The organism is Chitinibacter sp. S2-10 (assembly GCF_046530675.1).
Taxonomy (GTDB): Bacteria; Pseudomonadota; Gammaproteobacteria; order Burkholderiales; family Chitinibacteraceae; genus Chitinibacter.
This window is the reverse complement of sequence record NZ_CP172558.1, coordinates 2,130,685-2,150,896: the sequence shown is the minus strand read 5'-3', so window position 1 is coordinate 2,150,896 and position 20,212 is coordinate 2,130,685. Positions and strand designations below refer to the sequence as shown.

General features: G+C 52.5%; 20 protein-coding genes. 7 read left to right on the top strand and 13 right to left on the bottom strand.

What is annotated here, in order from left to right; all coding sequences use genetic code 11:
* Positions 1-58: 58 nt before the first annotated feature.
* From ACG2XO_RS10115 to metE, 4 genes are all read right to left on the bottom strand, one after another.
* Entirely contained in the window at positions 59-565 is a 507-nt protein-coding gene (locus tag ACG2XO_RS10115; RefSeq protein ID WP_410497858.1) for a DinB family protein, read from the bottom strand.
* A 79-nt stretch (positions 566-644) separates the two neighbouring features.
* Positions 645-1,313, bottom strand: coding sequence for a peptidoglycan DD-metalloendopeptidase family protein (locus tag ACG2XO_RS10110; protein WP_410497857.1), 669 nt, complete (start codon positions 1,311-1,313; stop codon positions 645-647).
* The gene (locus ACG2XO_RS10105; RefSeq protein ID WP_410497856.1) at positions 1,313-1,870 is read right to left on the bottom strand and encodes a DUF1415 domain-containing protein; all 558 of its coding nucleotides are present in this window, start codon (positions 1,868-1,870) and stop codon (positions 1,313-1,315) included. Before ACG2XO_RS10105 ends, ACG2XO_RS10110 begins: the two co-directional genes overlap by 1 nt.
* A 324-nt stretch (positions 1,871-2,194) precedes the next feature.
* A complete protein-coding gene (gene metE / locus ACG2XO_RS10100; protein ID WP_410497855.1) occupies positions 2,195-4,579 on the bottom strand; it encodes a 5-methyltetrahydropteroyltriglutamate--homocysteine S-methyltransferase in 2,385 nt (794 codons plus the stop codon).
* A gap of 115 nt (positions 4,580-4,694) precedes the next feature.
* Between metE and ACG2XO_RS10095 the strand changes: the two genes are divergently transcribed.
* Complete coding sequence (locus ACG2XO_RS10095; protein WP_410497854.1) at positions 4,695-5,615, top strand: LysR family transcriptional regulator; 921 nt, start codon at positions 4,695-4,697, stop codon at positions 5,613-5,615.
* Positions 5,616-6,413: 798 nt separating this feature from the next.
* Here ACG2XO_RS10095 and ACG2XO_RS10090 read toward each other — a convergent pair.
* From ACG2XO_RS10090 to ACG2XO_RS10065, 6 genes are all read right to left on the bottom strand, one after another.
* Positions 6,414-7,457, bottom strand: coding sequence for an IS110 family transposase (locus ACG2XO_RS10090; protein ID WP_410497853.1), 1,044 nt, complete (start codon positions 7,455-7,457; stop codon positions 6,414-6,416).
* 360 nt (positions 7,458-7,817) lie between these two features.
* Positions 7,818-8,195, bottom strand: coding sequence for a hypothetical protein (locus ACG2XO_RS10085; protein WP_410497852.1), 378 nt, complete (start codon positions 8,193-8,195; stop codon positions 7,818-7,820).
* Positions 8,196-8,271: 76 nt separating this feature from the next.
* A complete protein-coding gene (locus tag ACG2XO_RS10080; protein ID WP_410497851.1) occupies positions 8,272-9,141 on the bottom strand; it encodes a mechanosensitive ion channel domain-containing protein in 870 nt (289 codons plus the stop codon).
* A gap of 203 nt (positions 9,142-9,344) precedes the next feature.
* Positions 9,345-10,961: a methyl-accepting chemotaxis protein gene (locus tag ACG2XO_RS10075; protein WP_410497850.1), complete on the bottom strand. Its 1,617-nt coding sequence runs from the start codon at positions 10,959-10,961 to the stop codon at positions 9,345-9,347.
* Positions 10,962-11,338: 377 nt separating this feature from the next.
* Complete coding sequence (locus ACG2XO_RS10070) at positions 11,339-11,509, bottom strand: hypothetical protein (RefSeq protein ID WP_410497849.1); 171 nt, start codon at positions 11,507-11,509, stop codon at positions 11,339-11,341.
* Positions 11,510-11,652: 143 nt separating this feature from the next.
* The gene (locus ACG2XO_RS10065; RefSeq protein WP_410497848.1) at positions 11,653-12,186 is read right to left on the bottom strand and encodes a gamma carbonic anhydrase family protein; all 534 of its coding nucleotides are present in this window, start codon (positions 12,184-12,186) and stop codon (positions 11,653-11,655) included.
* Between the two features lie 244 nt (positions 12,187-12,430).
* Between ACG2XO_RS10065 and ACG2XO_RS10060 the strand changes: the two genes are divergently transcribed.
* Together ACG2XO_RS10060 and ACG2XO_RS10055 are read left to right on the top strand one after the other, a co-directional pair.
* The gene (locus tag ACG2XO_RS10060; protein WP_410497847.1) at positions 12,431-14,491 is read left to right on the top strand and encodes a M3 family metallopeptidase; all 2,061 of its coding nucleotides are present in this window, start codon (positions 12,431-12,433) and stop codon (positions 14,489-14,491) included.
* A 259-nt stretch (positions 14,492-14,750) separates the two neighbouring features.
* On the top strand, positions 14,751-15,281 hold the full coding sequence (locus ACG2XO_RS10055; protein WP_410497846.1) for a superoxide dismutase family protein: 531 nt from the start codon (positions 14,751-14,753) through the stop codon (positions 15,279-15,281).
* 80 nt (positions 15,282-15,361) lie between these two features.
* On the opposite strand, the gene ACG2XO_RS10050 is transcribed toward ACG2XO_RS10055, so the two are convergent.
* Positions 15,362-15,604, bottom strand: a complete 243-nt coding sequence (locus ACG2XO_RS10050) for a DUF2789 domain-containing protein (RefSeq protein WP_410497845.1) — start codon at positions 15,602-15,604, stop codon at positions 15,362-15,364.
* Positions 15,605-15,832: 228 nt separating this feature from the next.
* Between ACG2XO_RS10050 and ACG2XO_RS10045 the strand changes: the two genes are divergently transcribed.
* Entirely contained in the window at positions 15,833-16,240 is a 408-nt protein-coding gene (locus tag ACG2XO_RS10045) for a hypothetical protein (protein ID WP_410497844.1), read from the top strand.
* Positions 16,241-16,286: 46 nt separating this feature from the next.
* Here the strand turns inward: ACG2XO_RS10045 and ACG2XO_RS10040 are convergent, their stop codons facing one another.
* Positions 16,287-16,472 carry a hypothetical protein gene (locus ACG2XO_RS10040; protein WP_410497843.1) on the bottom strand — a complete coding sequence of 62 codons (186 nt, stop codon included), beginning with the start codon at positions 16,470-16,472 and terminating at the stop codon, positions 16,287-16,289.
* 96 nt (positions 16,473-16,568) lie between these two features.
* On the opposite strand from ACG2XO_RS10040, the gene ACG2XO_RS10035 reads away from it, so the two are divergent.
* The 3 genes from ACG2XO_RS10035 (at position 16,569) to ACG2XO_RS10025 (ending at position 19,756) form a co-directional block, all read left to right on the top strand.
* The gene (locus ACG2XO_RS10035) at positions 16,569-17,480 is read left to right on the top strand and encodes a LysR substrate-binding domain-containing protein (RefSeq protein ID WP_410497842.1); all 912 of its coding nucleotides are present in this window, start codon (positions 16,569-16,571) and stop codon (positions 17,478-17,480) included.
* A gap of 134 nt (positions 17,481-17,614) precedes the next feature.
* Positions 17,615-18,427, top strand: coding sequence for a polyphosphate kinase 2 (gene ppk2 / locus ACG2XO_RS10030; protein WP_410497841.1), 813 nt, complete (start codon positions 17,615-17,617; stop codon positions 18,425-18,427).
* Positions 18,428-18,535: 108 nt separating this feature from the next.
* On the top strand, positions 18,536-19,756 hold the full coding sequence (locus ACG2XO_RS10025) for a hypothetical protein (RefSeq protein ID WP_410497840.1): 1,221 nt from the start codon (positions 18,536-18,538) through the stop codon (positions 19,754-19,756).
* A gap of 50 nt (positions 19,757-19,806) precedes the next feature.
* Here the strand turns inward: ACG2XO_RS10025 and ACG2XO_RS10020 are convergent, their stop codons facing one another.
* On the bottom strand, positions 19,807-20,163 hold the full coding sequence (locus tag ACG2XO_RS10020; protein WP_410497839.1) for a hypothetical protein: 357 nt from the start codon (positions 20,161-20,163) through the stop codon (positions 19,807-19,809).
* Positions 20,164-20,212: the final 49 nt, after the last annotated feature.

Here is a 20,212-nt window from a genome sequence, read left to right as displayed (position 1 = left end):
TACATCATTCCTGATTTCAGCCTCTAAGCGAAAACCGCTCGTGTAATTTCTGCCAATATCAATCCCCCATCAACACCGGCATCAGCGGCAAATCGGTCACGCCGATGTCGATGCCGAATTGTTTCAGCAACGTTCCGGCCTGTGCGCGGTGGTGGGTCTGGTGGTTGAACATCTGTTGCACCTGCACCCAGCGCGGGATGGTTTGCGTGAAGCCGTAGACCTTGCTCGTCCATGTCACCGGCTCGGCCAGCCAGTCGGCATTAATCCCATCCGCCCAAGCTATGATGCGCTGATCCATCGCGATTCGCGCGGCGTGCAGCTCGGCAAAGTCGTCGTAAATATCGACGCCTATTGGTCTGGCGATCAGCGTTTCATCGCAAAAGCGCGCCATCCAGTTCAGATCGCCCCACAGAATATGGTTGAGCGTACTGTGAATTGAGCGGAAAAAAGCGCCGCAATCGGCTTTGCGTTGCTCATCGTTCAATTGCAAAGCGGCAGCATAAAGCTGCTGATTTTGCCACTGATTGTAAGCCGCCATCAGTTGCGGCATCGTGCCATTGAACATTTACAATCTCCATCCTTCACATACCAGCAATGGTATATCACCATAAGCCAATACCATCGATACCTGTATCAATATACCCCTAGGGCAACATCATCATCGGATTGATCGGCTGCCCTTTATATCTCAATTCAAAATGCAGCTTCACACGATCGGTGCCGGTGCTGCCCATTTTGGCTATCGGCTGGCCTTGTTTGACTTGTGCGCCCTCGGCGACGAGCAGCGTCTGGTTATGCGCGTAGGTCGTCAAGTAATCGCCTTCGTGGCGGATGATGACCATATGTCCGTAAGCGCGGATGCCATCGCCGGCGTAAACGACTTTGCCGTCGGCGGCGGCAACAATGTTGTCGCCTTCCTTGCCTTCGATATCGATGCCTTTGCTGCGCGGCGGCGCGTATTTTTGGATCACATTACCGCGGTGCGGCCAGATCAAAGTCACTTTGGGCTCAGTCGTTGGGCTGGGCGTTGGTTTGGCGCTTGCCGTCGCGGCTGGATTGGGTTTGCCAGCCGGAGCGCTCGCGCCATTGCTGACGCGCAGGAGCTGGCCCACTTCAATCTCATTACTTTGCAGTTGATTCCAGCGTTTAAGCGTTGCGACGCTTTGACCATTATTTTTGGCGATGCGATACAGCGTGTCGCCCGCTTTGACGCGATAAAAACCGACGGGAGCGGAATCACTGGCCGTCGTGCTACACGCCGCCAGTATTGCCACGCAGATCAATACCAATAAGCGCTTCAGAAACATACCCATCATGATTTGCTTTTTGACTCAGATAAACCCAGTGCAAGCCAGCCGGCCAGACCGAGTTTTTCCAGCGTTTCAATATTGCGCTCAAAAATGCTTTCCGGATTCGGAAAAGCCTCGACCGCACGCGCAATACTGGCTTCGCGCAGCAGGTGCAAGGTCGGGTACGGCGCGCGGTTGGTGTAATTGCCGATGTCGTCGGGCTCGGTGTCGGCAAACTGGAAATCGGGGTGGAAGCTGGCAATTTGCAGAATGCCTTCAAGCTCATGCTCGGCGACGATTTCATCGGCAATCGTCAGAAAATCATTGAACACTTCAAAATCGGGAAACAGCGTCGGGTGGATCAGCAAGGTCGTGTCGATTTCATCAGGGTTGGCTGCTGCCAGCAAATCGAGTTCGCGATCCAGATCGTCGAGAAAACCATCCAGATGCTTTGCGTGCGAAACGACAAAGCGGATCTGGTTTTTGACGTACACCGCTTTGGCAAACGGGCACAGATTGAGGCCGATGACAGCCTGTTCGAGCCAGTGCTGCGTTTGAGTAATGATAATTTCGTCCGACATGGCCGCTCTATGCAAAATTGAATGCGCCAATTTTACCGAGCTGCACTGCGCTTGTGCGAATAAAAGCGCGCCTAATGCCGTTCGCTTAAAGGTTTTAACTTTACCCTCCCCCTCGTCTGTCCCCTTGTGGGATTGTAAAAAGGGGGATTGAGGGGGATAGAGGGGGATTTGGCAGTATTTCAGCAAAAACGATGGCTTAAATAATGCAGAAATCCCCCCTCCCCCCTCGTTTGCCCCCCTTGCGGGGTCACGAAGGGGGGAACCCAGATCAAATCCAGCTTAAATGAACGACATTAGCAATCTACCTCTTTTTCCCTTGGGGTTTTAATGGCAAACGCATGTGCTGCCATGCACGACAGTTCCGGGCTTGGCCGTGTCGATCAGCAATTGCTCGCCCCGTTCAATGGCACGACGCGCGATTTGCGTCGCCGCCAACATATTGGCCAGCGCGCTTTCGGTTTCCGGCCAGCCACGGGTTTTCAGGCCGCAATCAGGGTTGATCCACAGCCGTTCAGCCGGAACAACTTCGAGCGCTTTGGCGATCAGCCGCAACATTTCATTCACCTGCGGCACTCGCGGGCTGTGAATATCGTAAACGCCGGGGCCGATTTCGTTTGGATACACAAAGCCGTCGCCCGCTTTTCCCGTAACAGTCTTACCAGAGAAGGCTTCGAGCAGCTCCATATCCGAGCGGCTGGTTTCAATCGTAATCACGTCGGCGTCCATCGCGGCAATCGCGGGCAGAATGTCGTTGAACTCCGAATAGCACATATGCGTGTGAATCTGCGTGTCATTGGCAACGCCCGATGCCGAGATGCGGAAAGCGCGCCCCGCCCAGGCCAGATAGTGCGCCCAGTAGGCTTGTTTGAGTGGCAAACCTTCACGGAAAGCCGGCTCGTCGATCTGGATAATGCCGATGCCGGCGGCTTCGAGATCGCAGACCTCATCGCGAATCGCCAGCGCGATCTGATCGCACGTCAGCGAGCGCGGCTGGTCGTCGCGAACGAAAGACCATTGCAGAATCGTCACCGGGCCCGTCAACATGCCCTTCATCGGTTTGGCCGTCAGGCTTTGCGCAAAGCTCGACCATGCGACCGTCATCGGATTTGGCCGCGATACGTCACCGAACAAGACTGGCGGTTTAACGCAACGGCTACCGTAGCTTTGTACCCAGCCAAACTGTGTAAATGCAAAACCCGCCAGTTGTTCGCCAAAATACTCGACCATATCGTTGCGTTCGGCTTCGCCGTGCACCGGTACGTCGATGCCGAGCGCGTCTTGTTTTTGCACAACCAGCGCGATTTCAGCCTTCATCGCTGCTTCGTAATGTTCAGCTGAAACTTCACCGCGTTTAAACGCCGCCCGCGCAGCGCGAATTTCCTTGGTTTGCGGGAAAGAGCCGATGGTCGTTGTCGGCAACAATGGCAAGTTAAACCGAGCCCGCTGATCGGCCTGCCGCGTCGCAAATGGCGATTTTCGCTGATCGACTTGTTGATTCAGATTCGCCAAACGCGCGGCGACCGCCGGATTATGAATTCGTTTTGATGTGCGGCGTGCATGCTGCGCATCCTGATTTTTTTCCAGCTCGGCGCTGACATCTTGCCCATTGAGCGCTTGTTTCAGGATGCTCAATTCAGCTAATTTTTGCTTGGCAAAAGCCAGCCACGATTTGAGTTCTGCATCCAAGCTTGCTTCCTGAGCTAAATCAACTGGCACATGCAGCAAGGAGCAGCTAGTCGCAATCCACAGCTGAGCGCCCAATTTGCTATGCCACGGCTGCAAGATGCCCAAGACTTTGCTCAAGTCCGCCGCCCAGATATTGCGACCGTCGATGAGCCCCAGAGACAGCACTTTATTTTCCGGCCAGATGGTCGCGAAAGTAGCGAGTTGTTCTGGCGCACGAACACCGTCAATATGCAGACCAGCAATTGGCAAACTCGCCAGCAGCGGCGCGTGCTCAGCGACCGAATCAAAATAAGTCGCCAGCAGCACCTTCACGCTGCCCTGCCCGGCCAGACTGCGATATGTCGACTCAAATGCCGCGATCCAGTCGTTTGGCAGTTGCAAAGCCAGAATCGGCTCGTCGAGCTGAATATAGCTCACGCCCAAGGCTGACAATTTATTAAGTACACGGGTATAGGCTGCAACAACAGATGGTAAAAGTGCTAGCTTGCTATACCCCTCTTCTTTGCATTTGGACAGCCACAAAAAGGTCAACGGTCCCGGCAAAACGGCTTTGACTTGATGACCCTGAGTTAGCGCATCTTCGATTTCGTCAAAAAACCATTCCACGCCGCCGTCAAATGTGGTTTTGCTGCTCATCTCCGGCACGAGGTAATGGTAGTTCGTGTCGAAATATTTGGTCATTTCCATCGCAAACTGCTCGGTATTACCGCGAGCGAGTTCAAAGTATTGCGGCAAACTCAGGCGCTTGGCGTCAAAGCCAAAACGCGCAGGCAAAGCGCCCAGCAAGGCGGCGGTGTTCAAAATCTGGTCGTACCAGGCAAAATCGCCGACGGTGACAAAATCCAAGCCTGCCTCAGCTTGCCACGCCCAATGACGGCGGCGCAGCGTTTGACCAACTTGCGCCAATTCTCCTTCGCTGATCTCGCCGCGCCAGAATTTCTCAACGGCAAATTTCAATTCACGCTGCGCGCCGATACGCGGAAAACCTAAAACGTGGGCTTTAATATTATTAATATTACTCATTGCAAAATACCTCATCCATGAAAGTAATTTGCATAGTACGCGCAGCTTCGATATGATTACAGCTCATTATTTTTGCAATCAACGTGAAAATAATTAATCAATTACTGGAGCTGCCATGCAGTCACTACTCGAACTGCGCCACCTGAAAACGATCATCGCCATCGCCGAAGCGGGCAGCCTGACTCGCGCCGCCGAACGATTGCATCTGACGCAATCGGCGCTATCGCATCAGGTACGCCTGCTCGAAGATCATTACGGCCTGCCGTTGTTTACACGCAAATCGGCGCCACTCAAGCTGACCGCAGCAGGCGAAAAACTGGCCGCGCTGGCAAACGAAGTACTGCCCGTCATTGCCGCGACCGAACGCGATATTGCGCGCTTGCGCGAAGGTCAGGCCGGGACGCTGCGCATTGCTGTTGAATGCCATACCTGTTTTGACTGGCTGATGCCGGCAATGGACCAGTTCCGCCAGCACTGGCCGGAAGTCGAGCTCGACATCGTTTCCGGCTTTCACGCCGACCCGGTGCAATTGCTGTATGAAGACCGCGCCGACCTCGCCATCGTTTCCGAAGTCGAAGAACAGCCCGAGCTGAGTTTCATGCCGCTATTCAGCTACGACATGGTCGCGCTGCTCGCCAATGATCACGCACTGGCGGCCAAACCGTATCTGGCAGCCGCCGACTTTGCCGACGAAACGCTGATTACCTATCCGGTGCCCGATGAAATGCTCGATCTGCTGCGCAAGGTATTAAAACCGGCCGGAATCAACCCGAAACGCCGCCCGACCGAGCTAACAGTCGCAATGCTGCAACTCGTCGCGAGCCGCCGCGGCATCGCCGCCCTGCCGCGCTGGAGCGTGCAAGGTTATCTGGATCGTGGTTATGTGCAGGCCAAGCCGATCACAGCGAACGGGCTTAAAAGCGAGCTTTACGCCGCAATGCACAGCGACCGGCTGCAAACGGCTTATTTGGCCGATTTTGTCGAAACGATGCGGACGGTAAGCGTGCAGAATTTGCCGGATGTGGTGTTGCTTTAGTAGCGTAGGTCGGATGAGCCGAAGGCGTTATCCGACAGGTTGACGGAATAAGCCTGCTGGCGCAGGCGGTGAACCGGCGGTTTCGCCCGCCGGACGAATCAGGGGCAGTCTTGCCTTGCCCCTGATAACCCTAACGCGCCCGATCGCCGCGAAACCCCGTCCGTCCGGCAATTGGCAAGGCGACGCGGGAACTCGCGTTGCGCTAGCGTCGCAACGCTCAAACAGCCGCGTCTTAAAACCTCGCCAACCGCCTCCCGAACGGCGCGGCTCCACGGGCAATCCGTTCTAACCAAGGCAGGGGTATATCAATCAAAGCAAGATGAAAATTGACTTTCAGGGCAACGCCCAGGCATGTATATGCCGCAATGGTTGGGCTGCACGGATTCCCCTGCAGCTGCGCCGAGCGAGGAACAAGCGGCAAGGGGTTTCGGCGGGCTCTGTTTTGTTAAAGCCCGCCGCCTTGCCGATTGTCCGCTGCGAGGGCATCCCGCGCAGCGGGACGCAGACGCCGGGGTCGTATATGGACTCCTCCCAGCTTGCAAGCATTTCACAGTTCTGGTTGTCGGATCGACTGCTCACGTATATCCGGCCTTCGCATTGGGCCTAATGACCCGGGCCATGATGGGCTATTCGCGCGGCAGGTCCTCATCGCCTTCACGTGCTTTTCGCACTTGGACCCCGTCAGGTTTGCCTGCCGCCGGTTCAACCTTTTGGCCATCACTGCTTCTTGCTTCGCAATCGGACTGGATTTTATTCGTTACACATTGCCACTACAAACCCCATTTTCTACTGCACGCTTCAAACTACTTCACCCCTTGCTAAACCAAAGTCGGGGTCATAATCCATATCGCGACTGAGTAATGCCCACACCATTCGTGCCGTTTTATTGGCTAACGCAACGGCGGCAATGTTTTTGTTACGCCGACTGCACAGGCTTTGAATCCATACACTCAGCCTATCCGTCTTGCCTAATGCCGTTTTAACTACAGCACGTGCGCCATGAATGAGTAAGGTGCGCAGATACGTATCGCCCCGCTTGCTGATGCCCAGTAACCGCTCCTTACCACCGCTGCTGTGCTGCCCCGGTGTTAAGCCTATCCAAGCGGCGAGGTCTCTGCCGCGTTTAAAGTGATGCGCATCTTGGCCTATCGCTGCAATCAAGGCGGTCGCGGTAATGGGGCCAATCCCGCGTAATTGTTGCAAACGTAATGCTTGTGTATTTTCGCGCGCTTGCTGTTGCACTTGTTTATCCGCAGTGGCAATTCGCTCGTCGAGATACACCAGATCATCGCGCAAACCATTAAGCAGGGCACGGAAGTCGGGGGTTAAGCCATTTTCGGCATCCTCCAGTAGCTCTGGTAATGCTTTGCGCAGTGACTCAATCCGTTGAGCCGTCACAATCCCGTACTCCCCCAACAAACCACGGATTTGATTGACCTTGGCGGTGCGCTGCTGCACCAGTTCGCTGCGGATACGGTGCAGTGCCTGTAAATCTTGTTGGGCGATGGTTTTGAGGGGCACAAAGCGCATCGATGGCCGACCTACGGCTTCACAAATAGCGGCCGCATCGTTGGCGTCGTTCTTGTTGCCTTTGACGTAGGGTTTAACGAACTGGGGCGCAATCAGCTTGACGGTATGCCCCATCAATTGCAGTTGACGTGCCCAGTGATGCGCGCCAGAGCAAGCCTCCATGCCAATCAAGCAAGGAGTGAGCTTTTTAAAGAAGTCGAGCAATTGCGACCGACGTAATTGTCGAGTGCAAATGACTTCTTCTTTGTGATTCACGCCGTGAATTTGAAAAACGGTTTTGGCAAGATCAAGGCCAATGCGGATAATAGACATGGTGGACTCCTTGTTCTGTGTGACTGTTGGCTGACACTTCCAGTCTGGCACATCGATGCCGTATCAGAGGGAGGAGTCCATCCCATTGCCTTTCTTTGGCTTACTTTTCTTTGGCGAAGCAAAGAAAAGTGAGTGCCGCGGCGCATAACCGCCAATGCCCGTTGATTGAATATCGCAGGCAAAGAAAAACCGCCAAATAGGCGGTTGTATTTATTCCAATAAACGTTGGGTTGCGCAGGCTTAGCCCAACCAACCTCATTTTAGTGATATTCAAACCGCGGTCTTCGATGATAAAGGCGGAGACCCCGAAAGAGGTAGGTCAATTCAGTCACTTGCCAATCAACACGGAACTTACTGCATTTATTTTTCAAGTTCTTTCTGAAGCCAATGCTTTGGATAGTTTTTACCTAGCAGCACCGCCTTAACCATTGAATTTTCAAAATCTTTAATAAATTTAAGAATCATAATCAATATTAAATAACTGATTACCCACCCCAATGCTGCTAAGAATACAAACAAAACCATCCATAAACAGAAAAATATACCACTACTAGGTTGACTCACAATTGGCGCAGATGGGTTGATGTTAAAAAAACCAGCCAGCTCCACGCCCAAATAATAACCACCAAAACCGATAAATAGAGCACTAACTGTCAATGGCAGCCAAAGGAGAATAATTTGATACCTTAATCTCAACCTAGAGAAAAGCACTCTTGGCTCGTGTTGATTATTAATCATAAATTCCCTGCAGAGTATAAGTAGTCGTGCCAAGTTTGCGAATCTTGATCTGACCCCAACACGTTAATTTATTCAGTTATTGATTTGAAGCACATTGTGGCGCGTACTGCCGCAAAAACTCCCGCAGCACATCCTGCTCCACCTTCGCACGTCGCCCCAGCGGCACTGGCAATTGCAACTGAAACGCAATCGACTCGATGTCTTCCAGATCGATGCGCACGCGCGGTTCCATGATGACGGTGTTAAAAATCTGCAGCTGCGTTTGCTCGTTCACATGCGCCGCCAGCTCGTCGGCGTATTCGGCCAGCGCCTGATGGCCTGCGCTGAGCAAAATGGCTTCGGCGCGCTGCCAGTCGGATTCGCGCGCTATGCTGACGTGGACGGTATGCATCACGAAGGTGCCCAGCCGCGTTTCGTTGAACACCGGGTTGCCGAGCAGCAGGCTGTTCGGAATCGTGATCACACGCCCGACCGTGCCCTGCTGGGCGCTGGCGTAGCTCGATTCGGTCAGCGTGAACGACAGGATATTGGTGTCGATCACCTGCCCCTTGAGCTTGTTGAATTCGATGCGATCGCCCACGCTGAACGCGTGCGTGCTGGTGCGGTAAATCGATCCCATCATGCACATGATCATTTCCTTGGTCGCCAGCACCAGCGCGGCAGCAATCGCAACGAGCGACACGGCCAGCGTCTGCAGCTCGCGACCCCAGATGAACAGCAAGCCGGCGATGAACAGCAGCAGCCACATATTGCGCAAAGTCACCAGCCAGCGGCGTTTGACTTCGACGCTCAGATCGTTTCGCTTGATGACCGAACGCCGTACCAGCCAACGGGCGATCACCAGCAGAATGACAAACAGCAGCGTCGCCGCGACGTCATGCTGGGTCGGCTTATCGACTGCCGACGGCAACAGTTCGGCCAGGGAGAATTGGGAAGTTAAAGGCATTGCTCACACGTCCTTGAAATACAGCCGGATAGGTAGTGTGCCAGCCATTGCACCGCGCTACAGCCACTAATAAAAAAACCCTATCCGGGGATTAGGGTTTTTTGACCTAAGATTCTGACTTTAGCTTCCCCTCGTCAACACCCTTGATGAGGTCATTGAAGGGGGAAGCAAGGTCAGAACCAGACGCTGTTTTAATAATGCAATTAAAGTTTGAAGCGGGTCACCGCCGAGCGCAACTCACCTGCCAGTTGCTCCAGTCGGCGAACATTTTCATTCGCGGCGCGCACTGATTCGGCGGATTCCTCAACCATATGCGTAATTCGTTCGACATTAATTGCCAAGCTGCTACTGGCCTGGCTCTGCTCCGATGTCGCATTAGCCACATCACGGATTTTGGCCAGCGTTTCGGAAGCACCGCCGCTGATTTCACGCAGCATTGCTGCACCACGATCAGCCATATCGACACTGCGCGCCACTTGAGGTTTAGCCTCATCCATGCTGGAAACCACTGACAGCGTGTCGGTCTGAACCGCATGCACCATCTGCGTAATCTGGCCAGTGGCCTGCGTGGTGCGCTCTGCCAATTTGCGAACTTCATCTGCAACTACAGCAAACCCGCGCCCTTGTTCACCGGCACGCGCAGCTTCAATTGCCGCATTGAGCGCCAGCAAATTGGTTTGATCCGCAATTTCCTTGATGACACTAGCAATACTGTCAATTTCTCGTGAACGCTCAACCAGACCGCCGATCAGCACCGAAGCGGTAGAAATCTGGGCTGACACCAGCTGAATTTCTCCTGCAGCTTTGGATACCAATCCTTCACCTTCATTGGCCAGCTGCGAAGAGCGAGACGAGTTGGTTTCGGTTTCCCGGGCGCTGTGCGAAATATGATCAATACTCACAGACATTTGTTCGATCGCAGCGGCGCTGGACTGCGTTGCATCGGCCGATTGACGCGAAGCCTGATTAATCGACTCCATTTGCTGAGTCAGGCCACTGGCCGCATTTTTGAGCTCGTCAGCACCACGCTGGATACCCTGAATCATTTCGCGCAAGCTGGTTTGCATACTTGAAACGGCGCCAAGCAAACTCTCCGGGCTGAAATTCCCCTGCAATTTGCGCCCCAAGTCACCTTTTGAAATTGCCACTGCCACTTCGGCAGCATAATCGGGTTCACCACCCAGCTGCAGCAGCAGTTTGCGAACACTGGACAGCAGAATAAATGCGACCGCTGCAGAAATAAGCAGACAAATCACCACTTGCCAGCGTGCATTATCCCAGAACCGGGCATCGGCTTCGGCAAAGCTTACGCCATTACCGACAATCCAGTGCCAGCGTGGGCTTTCAATCGCTACCGAAAGCAGTTCGACGACCGTCTCATCACGTTTTGATGACCACCAATATTCGGTCAGCGCACCATTCGATTTTTTCAATGCGGCAACGGCCAGCGCACCAACACTACCACCATTCGCATCCTTGAATTCGTTGAAGCTGGTGCCATGCAGCTGCGGATCCAGTGGTGTCGCCACAAAGTTGAGTTTCTCATCAACCACATAAACGTATTCGGATTTATGGTATTTGTTTTCACGCAGCAACTGCGTTGCGATCGCCTTGGCCTGATCTTCCGGCAGCTTGCCGCTGGCTGCCATTTTTTCCAGCTCGGTAATTGTTAGATAAGTACTGCGCAAAAGCTGCTCAATCCGCGCTTTGTTATCCTCGTTGGCAGCTGTTTTCATCGTTGACAGCCCCACGATCATCACGCTGATCAGCGCAACCATCACGAGAAGTGATAATAACCATGCCTTGGCTTTAATTGACATCACGAATCCCCACCCAATTTACCTAACAAAGTTCAGAATAAACTGCAAAACTTGCTAATGCCAGCAAGAAGATAACTTTTTGGCGTAACTACACATTGATTGCTACATCTTTTCCGCGACCATTTCGAGCCTTTTTAATGCTGTTGTAACAATCTTATGCACTCCATATTAACACGCGCTAATACGAAAAATTGTAAGCAATGCTTCTGGTGTGCAGCATTTGTGTAATTTTTTGTCTTTTTTTCTGGATGGACAATGATTTGCTGTTTGGAGAAAACCGCTCTTCTCACAGCAAAAAAGCCTTGTTTTCCAAACCGGAAAACAAGGCTTTTTCTGTTTAAACTGACTCAAAAAGCGGGGATTTTTATGATCCGTGCTTATGACTTGATCAGGATTTCGTTGTAACGAACCGACACCGCAGCTTCAAGCTGGTCAGCGCTTGGCATACTCCGATTGGTAACAAGCAGCTGTTGCAATACTTTTTCAGCTTCGCGCAACAGATAGCGTTTTTGCTGGCGTTTGCTCAGACGTTTGATTTTGGCGTTCATGAAAAAACCTCGCAGAATAATCAGCTGGCGATTATACCCTGATCCATCTCTCTGCCAATTTAGATGGAGAAAAGAACAAACCCAGGGGTATTGCCACAAAATAAATACAGATAAACGACCACGTAAACATACTCTAACGGGTATCAAGCTACATCGCGATACTTCGCCATCAATCGCACATAATGCGCTGCCGAATAATTGAAATTGGCAATTTCGTCGTCAGAAAGTGCTCGCACTTCCTTGACCGGGCGACCCATATACAGGTGGCCGGATTTGAGTACCTTGCCCGGCGGCACCAGCGAGCCCGCGCCGATCATCACATGGTCTTCGATCACGACACGATCAAGCACAATCGTCCCCATGCCGATCAGGCATTCATTGCCAATCGTACAGCCGTGCAGCATCACGCCGTGGCCGATGGTGACGCGCTCGCCGATGATCAGCGGCGCGCCTTCGGGATCGTCGACGCGCTTGTGCGAAACGTGCAATACGCTGCAATCCTGCACATTTGAGTCATCGCCGATATGGATATGATTGACGTCGCCGCGCAGCACCGCGCCGGGCCAGATCGAGACATTGCGTCCCAGCTTCGTTTCACCGATCACACTGGCCTGCGCGTGTACCCAGGCACCTTCGCCGATTTGCGGCATGATGCCGTCGAATTGTTCAATAGACATTGAGGTTTACCTTGAATTTGACGCTGTTGCGCCCATTTACTGGAAATCCGTGGAAGCGGGCGAACAGCTCCCACCACTTATGCCAATGAGTATCTACACCAGTTGATGGCATTTGTCCCCCCTTTGTGAAGGGGGAGACTACCGTGGTAACGCTGATGAATTGAGGCTTTTACCCACTTTGCAAAGCAATACTATGTAGATACTTATGTCACTTAGACCAACCGATTCTACCTGAGAGCGCACCATGACCACGACGACGAATTCCAATCCGCTGCTCGATTTCACTACCCTACCCCGGTATAGCGATGTAAAGCCTGAACACATTAACCCAGCGCTCGATACCCTACTGGATAATGCTGCAACAGCCATTACCGCTGCCGAAGCCATCAGCCATCCAAGTTGGGATGCGCTTGCCGTGCTCGAAGAACCGCTCGAACAACTGGGGCGCGCCTGGGGCGTGGTTGGTCATCTGGAATCAGTGGTTAACACGGCTGAATTGCGCGATGCGTACAACAGCAATATTCCGCGCATTTCCAATTTCTTTACCGAGCTGGGTCAGAACGAAAAACTGTATGCGCTGTACAAAGCGGTGAAAGAGCGCGAATACGAGCAGCTCAATCCAACGCGTAAAGTCATTATTGACGACGCGATTCGCGGCTTTGTACTGTCGGGTGCCGAATTGCCAGCTGAGCAAAAAGAACGCTTCAAGGACATCGAGGAAAAACTCTCCGAATTGACGACGCGCTTTTCGCAGAATGTGCTCGATGCGACCGACGATTTCGCGCTGTATGTTAGCGCCGACGAACTGGCTGGCCTGCCCGACGACAATCTGTCGGCCGCTGCGGCGCAAGCCGCCGCCGACGGCAAAGAAGGCTTGTATAAAATCACGCTCAAAATGCCGAGCTATTTGCCGGTAATGCAATACGTGCAAAACCGCGCCTTGCGCGAGCAGCTTTACAAAGCCTATTCAACGCGTGCGTCGGAATTTGGCAAGGCCGAGTGGGATAACGGCGTGCTGATTCCGGAGATTTTGTCGCTGCGCCATGAGAGCGCGGCGCTGCTCGGCCACGAGAATTTTGGCGAAACGTCCTTGATTACCAAAATGGCCGACAGCCCGGAGCAGGTCATTACTTTCCTGAAAGATCTGGCCGGTCGCGCCAAGCCGTATATGCTCGCCGACCGCGCCGAACTCGAAGCCTTTGCCAAAGCCGAGTTTGGCATCGACAAGCTCGAAGCGTGGGACGTTGCGCTGGTGTCCGAACGACTGCGCGAGCAGAAATACTCGTTCAGCGAGCAGGAAGTGAAACAGTATTTCACCGAACCGACCGTCATCAACGGCCTGTTCAAGCTGATTTCCGAGCTGTACGGCCTGGCTTTTGTTCCTGCCACTGCGCCAGTCTGGCATCAGGATGTGCAGTATTTCGAGCTGAAAAACAACGATGGCTCGCTCGTCGGCGGCCTGTATATGGACTTGCACGCGCGCGAAGGCAAACAGGGCGGCGCGTGGATGAATGACGTTCGCGGTCGCAAACTGAAAGCCGATGGGACGATACAAACGCCGGTCGCGCTGATCGTCTGCAACTTCGCCAGCGGTGTTGATGGCAAGGATGCGCTGCTGCCGCACGACGACGTGATCACGCTGTTCCACGAAATGGGTCACGCGCTACATCACCTGCTGACCGAAGTTGACGAGCTGGAGGTGTCGGGCATCAGCGGCGTCGAGTGGGATGCAGTCGAACTGCCTAGCCAGTTTATGGAAAATTTCTGCTGGGAATGGCAGGTATTGCCTGCACTGACCCGCCATATCGAGACCTCGCAGCCTATACCCCGCGGTCTATTCGATAAAATGCTCGCGGCGAAAAACTTCCACAGCGGCTCGGGCCTGCAACGCCAGCTGTATTTCTCGATTTTCGACATGGCGCTGCATCAAAAATCCGAAGCGATTTCGGCGGGCGATCTGACCGTATTTGCCCAATCGGTTCAACAAGAACTCGCGCTGCCCTTGCCGCCCGAATACAACCGTTTCCCGCAATCGTTCAGCCATATTTTCTCCGGCGGCTACGCAGCGGGTTATTACAGCTACAAATGGGCCGAAGTCCTGAGTGCGGATGCGTATGCGGCGTTTGAAGAAGCAGCGGATCAAACGGGCAGTAGCGTCGTTAATCCAGCCGTTGGTGCACGTTTCCGCAAGGAAATCCTCGCCGTCGGTGGGTCGCGCCCGGCAGCGGAGTCGTTCGCCGCATTCCGTGGCCGCGCACCGACGATTGATGCACTGCTGCGGCATAACGGTTTGACCGACATCTAATCCCCTCCCGTTCCCTTAGCCTTGGCCACGGTCTTCGCTAAAGCACATTGTGCAAGCTACGCCACGCCTTAAGGCAGCCTCGCAAGTGGGGTATCACATCTATCTGACCCCTGCTCCGGCAGGGGTTTTTCTTTTTGAAACAACCTTTTATCGGCCAAGTGTTGTATCAAATCCTTGCACTGTCGTCAGTTAGCTATAGGCTTTAGCTTCTACAGATCTAAAAAACGAATGCTCTCTAAACTGGATAAGGAGTAGCACGATGCGCAAAGCAAAGATGCTTAAATCAATTAGCCTGGCGGCTGTATTGCTCACCGCGTGCGCCAACCCGATGATGGGGTCGCAATATGGCGCCCAATTTCAATCCGCAGCAGATCCGCAAATTAGCGGAAAAGCGATGCTTGAACGGCACAACGCTGATTTGCGGCTTAAGATCATGGTTGCAGGATTGAAGCCAGGGGCGAGACACGGTTTTCATTTGCATGAAACGGGTGATTGCAGCGCCAGCGATTTCAGCAGCGCAGGCGCCCACTTCAATCCAAATCAGAAAGACCACGGCCACCAAAGTACGAAAACGCATTTGGGTGATATGAGCAATCTGATCGCCGATGCACAAGGTCAGGCCATGGCCGAATTCAAAATCGACGATTTGAGTCTTGACCCTGCGGCAGCCAATAGCGTGATTGGACGTGCCGTCGTCATCCATGCAGATGCCGATGATTATAAAACTCAGCCTGCAGGCAACTCAGGCGCTCGCATTGCTTGCGGTGTCATCAGCGAAATGAAACAGTAAACGGATACATCGACAGGTATAGAGCTGCACAAAGCAGCTCTATTGGCTTTCAAGCAAATACCCATAGTTATCTGCACCAATTAGTGCAGCGTAACGTTATGCAACATGACTTCAAGCTGATCAACCAGCTCGCACCAGTCTGAATCATCATCGAGTGCTTCACGTAAAAACTCGCGCTGAGAGAAATTCCAGAACGGTGCAGCACTGACTTTCATTCCTTGTGGCAGTGGGTGTTCGCGAATAAAACGGTCAATCGCCTGCGGCTGATCATCCAGCCCGAGCTGACTGAATAATTGCGGCATGGCATGAATGGCGTCTTGCATGGCAGCTCTCCAACACGATTTCTAACAGTACCAGCATACGCAATCGTTACGTCGTCCATTCAGTTTTATTGTGGCTTGAGCCGACCAGCGTAAAATTCAAGCCATTGAATTAAAAGCCTTTTATCTAATTAATCGTGACACACAATCGCATTTGTGCTGAGATAACAGGGTAGGTTTATTCGTCAGCAATCCACGCAATGGTCGAGCGGCAATGATGAGGCAACCATCATGAATCTGCGTGCCAATCAAACGACTTTCCAGTATGACTCACTCGCCTTATGGCTCATCGGCGGCGCTGTGGTTTATTTTGTTTTGTTAGGTGAAACAAGCGAAATATTGTTGAGCATTGCCATTTTTTTGCTGGCTGGTCGGCACTGGCTTAATGACTGGCAATCGCTGCTGCGTCCCCCCAGGCAAGTTCTAGCGCTACGCAGCACCCGCAGCATCCTGCTCTACGATGGGCTGCTGTGCCTAATACTGGTCTATTGCACTTTCAGCTTTGCCGCTCACGATGCCCAACTGAGCACAGCCATCATCGCCTTGAGCGCCCTGATCCTTGCTTTTCGGCATGTCCTGAATGACTGCGAATCTCGTAATATTTTTGGCAGCAAAGGCACGCGACATCATTTGTTCTAGTTCAATTCATCTGATCACCCGCAGCTGGCATGCTGACGTCCAATTTTTAATGCATTCTCCAACGATCTCGCAATTGCTCCAGCGTTTCTTCTTCACAATGCTCTGGCGGACTCAGTCGCGGCTCTTGCCAGTTGCTGTGCAAATAAAAGGGAGAATGCGAAAAAGCATCGTATTTTGCCCCGGCAAAGGCATCGTGTAAGTATCCACTCAGGTTTGTCAGAAAACGCAGCATTATAATTTCCCCTTTATCGCAATGTTTTTGATATTGTTATGGTAGACATCCTAATCCCAGCCGATAAGGGCAAAAAATCGAATACTATGTTCTCAAATGAAAACAATACTTGATCCTGACTCTCTATTAGCTTTCGAATCTCTTTCTAGACTTGGTAGCTTTACTGCCGCTGCAGGTGAACGTGGGTGCGCCAAAAGCCATATTAGTCAGCTGATTCGCGAGCTGGAAAAAGAGCTAGGTACTGTGCTGGTTTTACGCAGCACCCGCAGCATGTCGCTCACTGAAGCCGGGCAAAAATTACTACCACATGCCATTGCATTACGCGAATTGCTCGGTCAGGTCAGACTGGAGATTGAAGACACCCAGCAGCAAATCGAGGGTGAGTTATGGATTAGCACCACGCCTTCTTTGTCGCAGTACGCAGTCGGCCCCTTGATGGCCGAGTTTGCGCAACGCCATCCACTATTACGGATTCGGGTCGATTCAAATAACCGCCTGATTTCGCCCGGTGCTGATGGCGTCGATTTCTGTATCCGGGTCGGACGTGTGGGTGATGAACGACTGGTCGCCAAAACACTGGGCTTTGCACAAGACAAACTCTTTGCCTCCCCCGCTTATCTGGCTCGTGCGCCCCGTCTTGACCATCCTGATGATCTTATCAAGCACGCCACGCTGATTAACGATGATTATCAGGATTCCCGTCAGTGGCTGCTTCAGTGTGGCAACGAAGAAGTCCGCGCAGCACTCAAACCGATTCTGTGCAGTGACACCAATCCTACACTGGCAGTTAGCGCCATTAATGGACACGGCATCGCGCTGTTGCCCCAGTTTGTTGGCGAAACCTATTGCCAATTGGGATTGCTGCAGCCGGTTTTAAGTGAATGGCACGCAAACCCCATACCGGTATATCTCGTTTACCCTTATAGATCAACAATTCCACGCAAATACCGGGTGTTTATTGATTTTATCGTTGAGGCTTTACGCGCACGATTAGCGGCAACGGAATAGCGCTTTCCCGCTTACGCGGCTGCATCTCTGTGACGCCTATACTGAAAAGTAACAAGACAAAAATTCACACGCTAGCGAATATGAAAACTTTTGAATGAATACTAATCGCATCAACCCTCCGCAAGGATCACACCATGTCAAAACAGAAAAAACCCGTCAGTACTGCGCTGGAACACGACAAACTGAGCGAAAAAGCCTATCAGAAAGAACTGAAAAAACTGCATGTCGAGCTGGTCAAATTGCAACGCTGGGTGCAGGAAAAAGGGCTGAAAGTCGCCATTGTTTTTGAAGGGCGCGATGGCGCTGGTAAGGGAGGTACGATTAAGGCACTCACTGAACGTGTCAGCCCGCGGGTTTTTCGCGTCGTCGCTTTGCCAGCTCCGACCGAACGTGAAAAAAGCCAGATGTATCTGCAACGCTATGTGCAACATTTCCCGGCGGCAGGTGAAATTGTCATTTTTGACCGCAGTTGGTACAACCGCGCCGGCGTCGAGCGCGTCATGGGATTTTGCAGCGAAGAGCAAGTCACAAGTTTTCTGACCGGCGCGCCGATGTTTGAACGGGCGATGGTCGACTCGGGGATTATCCTGCTCAAGTACTGGCTCGAAGTGACGCCAGAAGAACAGGAACGCCGCCTGAGCGGACGTATCGATGATGGCAGAAAAATCTGGAAACTCTCGCCAATGGACATCAAGTCATTCAGCCGCTGGAATGAATACACCGTGGCACGCGATGAAATGTTCAAGCACACCGACACCGATTTTGCCCCTTGGTATGTCGCGCATTCGGAAGATAAGAAGCGCGTCCGCCTCAATGTTCTGAGCCACATACTGGCGCATATACCCTATGAAGATTTACCGCACGACAAGGTCAAACTCCCCAAACGGAAAATAGTCGATCCGGCACCGCTAGAACATCCTTTGCGCATCGTTCCTGCGAAGTTCTGATTTACGCCCAGTGGCAAGTCGCAAAGCCTGCGATTTGCCCGGCAAATCGGCGTACATTCGTCCAATGGCTCTGCTAGGCTTGAAGTGTCCCCGATCAGGAGGCCTACCATGTCACAATCAGCACCAGCAAACCAATCCAGTCTGCATGGCATCAATGTACTCAGTCATGATACCCAGGATTTTTCGCTCGTTCTCGGCGGTCCGCTTTTCCAGTTCTTCCGGCGCGCACACTTGAGCGACGACGCCGAAGGCATGGTCTGGCGGCGTATCATCGTGATTTCACTCTTTGCCTGGCTGCCACCCGCACTCATCTCTCTGATCAGTGGCGAATTCTATCAAGGCGTTAAAATCCCGTTTCTCCATGACATGGCTGTCCATGTGCGATTTTTGCTGGCAATTCCGCTGCTGATTGCCGCCGAATTGCTGGTTCATTTGCGGCTGCGTAAAGTCGTCCAGCAATTTCTACTGCGTGAATTGATTCCCGAGCACGCCAAGGCAAAATTTGATGCGGCGATCCATTCGGCGATCAATCTACGCAATTCAATCAAAGCTGAAATCATTCTGATCACTCTGGTTTACGCAATCGGTTTTTTTATCTGGCGTCATTATGCGGTGATTGAAACCGATACCTGGTACGCCACACTGAACGGAGATCAACTGCAACTGACCATTGCCGGCTACTGGTATGCTTTTGCCAGCCTGCCGGTTTTTCAGTTCCTGCTGATACGCTGGTACTTCCGGCTCTTTATCTGGGCCCGGTTTTTATGGCAGGTTTCAAAAATTGATCTGCAGTTGCTCCCGACCCACTCGGATCGACTGGGGGGGCTGGCTTTTCTGAGTGGAACGTTTTATGCCTTTACGCCGCTGGCTGCGGCGCACGGCGCCATGCTCGCGGCTCTTTTGGCGAACCGGATTTTCTTTCAAGGCGCCATGCTCACCGATTTCAAGGCCGAAATTGCGCTGACCGTGATCGTGACCCAATTACTGATTTTGGCACCCTTGCTGGTATTTGCCCCACAACTGGCACAAGCTCAACGCGACGCCAAACGCGAATATGGCATTCTGGTCATGCGACATAACCGGGAGTTTGAAGAGAAATGGCTGCGCCAGCAAACGAACACTGAATCACCCTTGGGTAATCCAGATATGTCGTCACTGGTCGATCTGGGAAGCAGTTTTGACGTTGTACAATCAATGCGGGCAGTACCGGTCAATAAAGACGCGGTCATTTTTCTTGCTGTGGCAACGCTGGCCCCGCTTGTTCCGCTAGCTTTAACGATGATGCCGCTGGAAGAATTGCTCAAAAAACTGGCCGGGATGCTGTTTTAAACCATGCAACGAACTACCAGACAAGGTAGTCCGTTATATGGTTTAAACCCTTACTGCTGCTTACTTTGCACGAAGTGGAAACGATCTTTAACCAGTTGCTCGGCAATGTCTGCTTCAGTAATAGTCAGTCCCAACTTCGCTGCACGGGCAATCATGTCTTGCTTGCATTTGGCCTGAACTTCGTCTGAAGCTGACTGCTCACCAAACAGCAATTTGCCACAATCGGCCAGAACTTCATTAAATTGTTCCGGATTGGCGTTGAGCAATGGATTTTGATAGCGTGGATCAGTGCTGGCCGCCTCATTCACCGCAGAAGCTTGAACTGCGCCCTGATTTTCCGCCTGATCGCCGCAAGCAGCCAGATTTAACGCCATCGCCAGTGCCACGGCATATTTCAAAAATTGCATGGTTTCCCCCTGTTTTTATCGAAGCAATGTACCCGAAAGTCGCAGCATG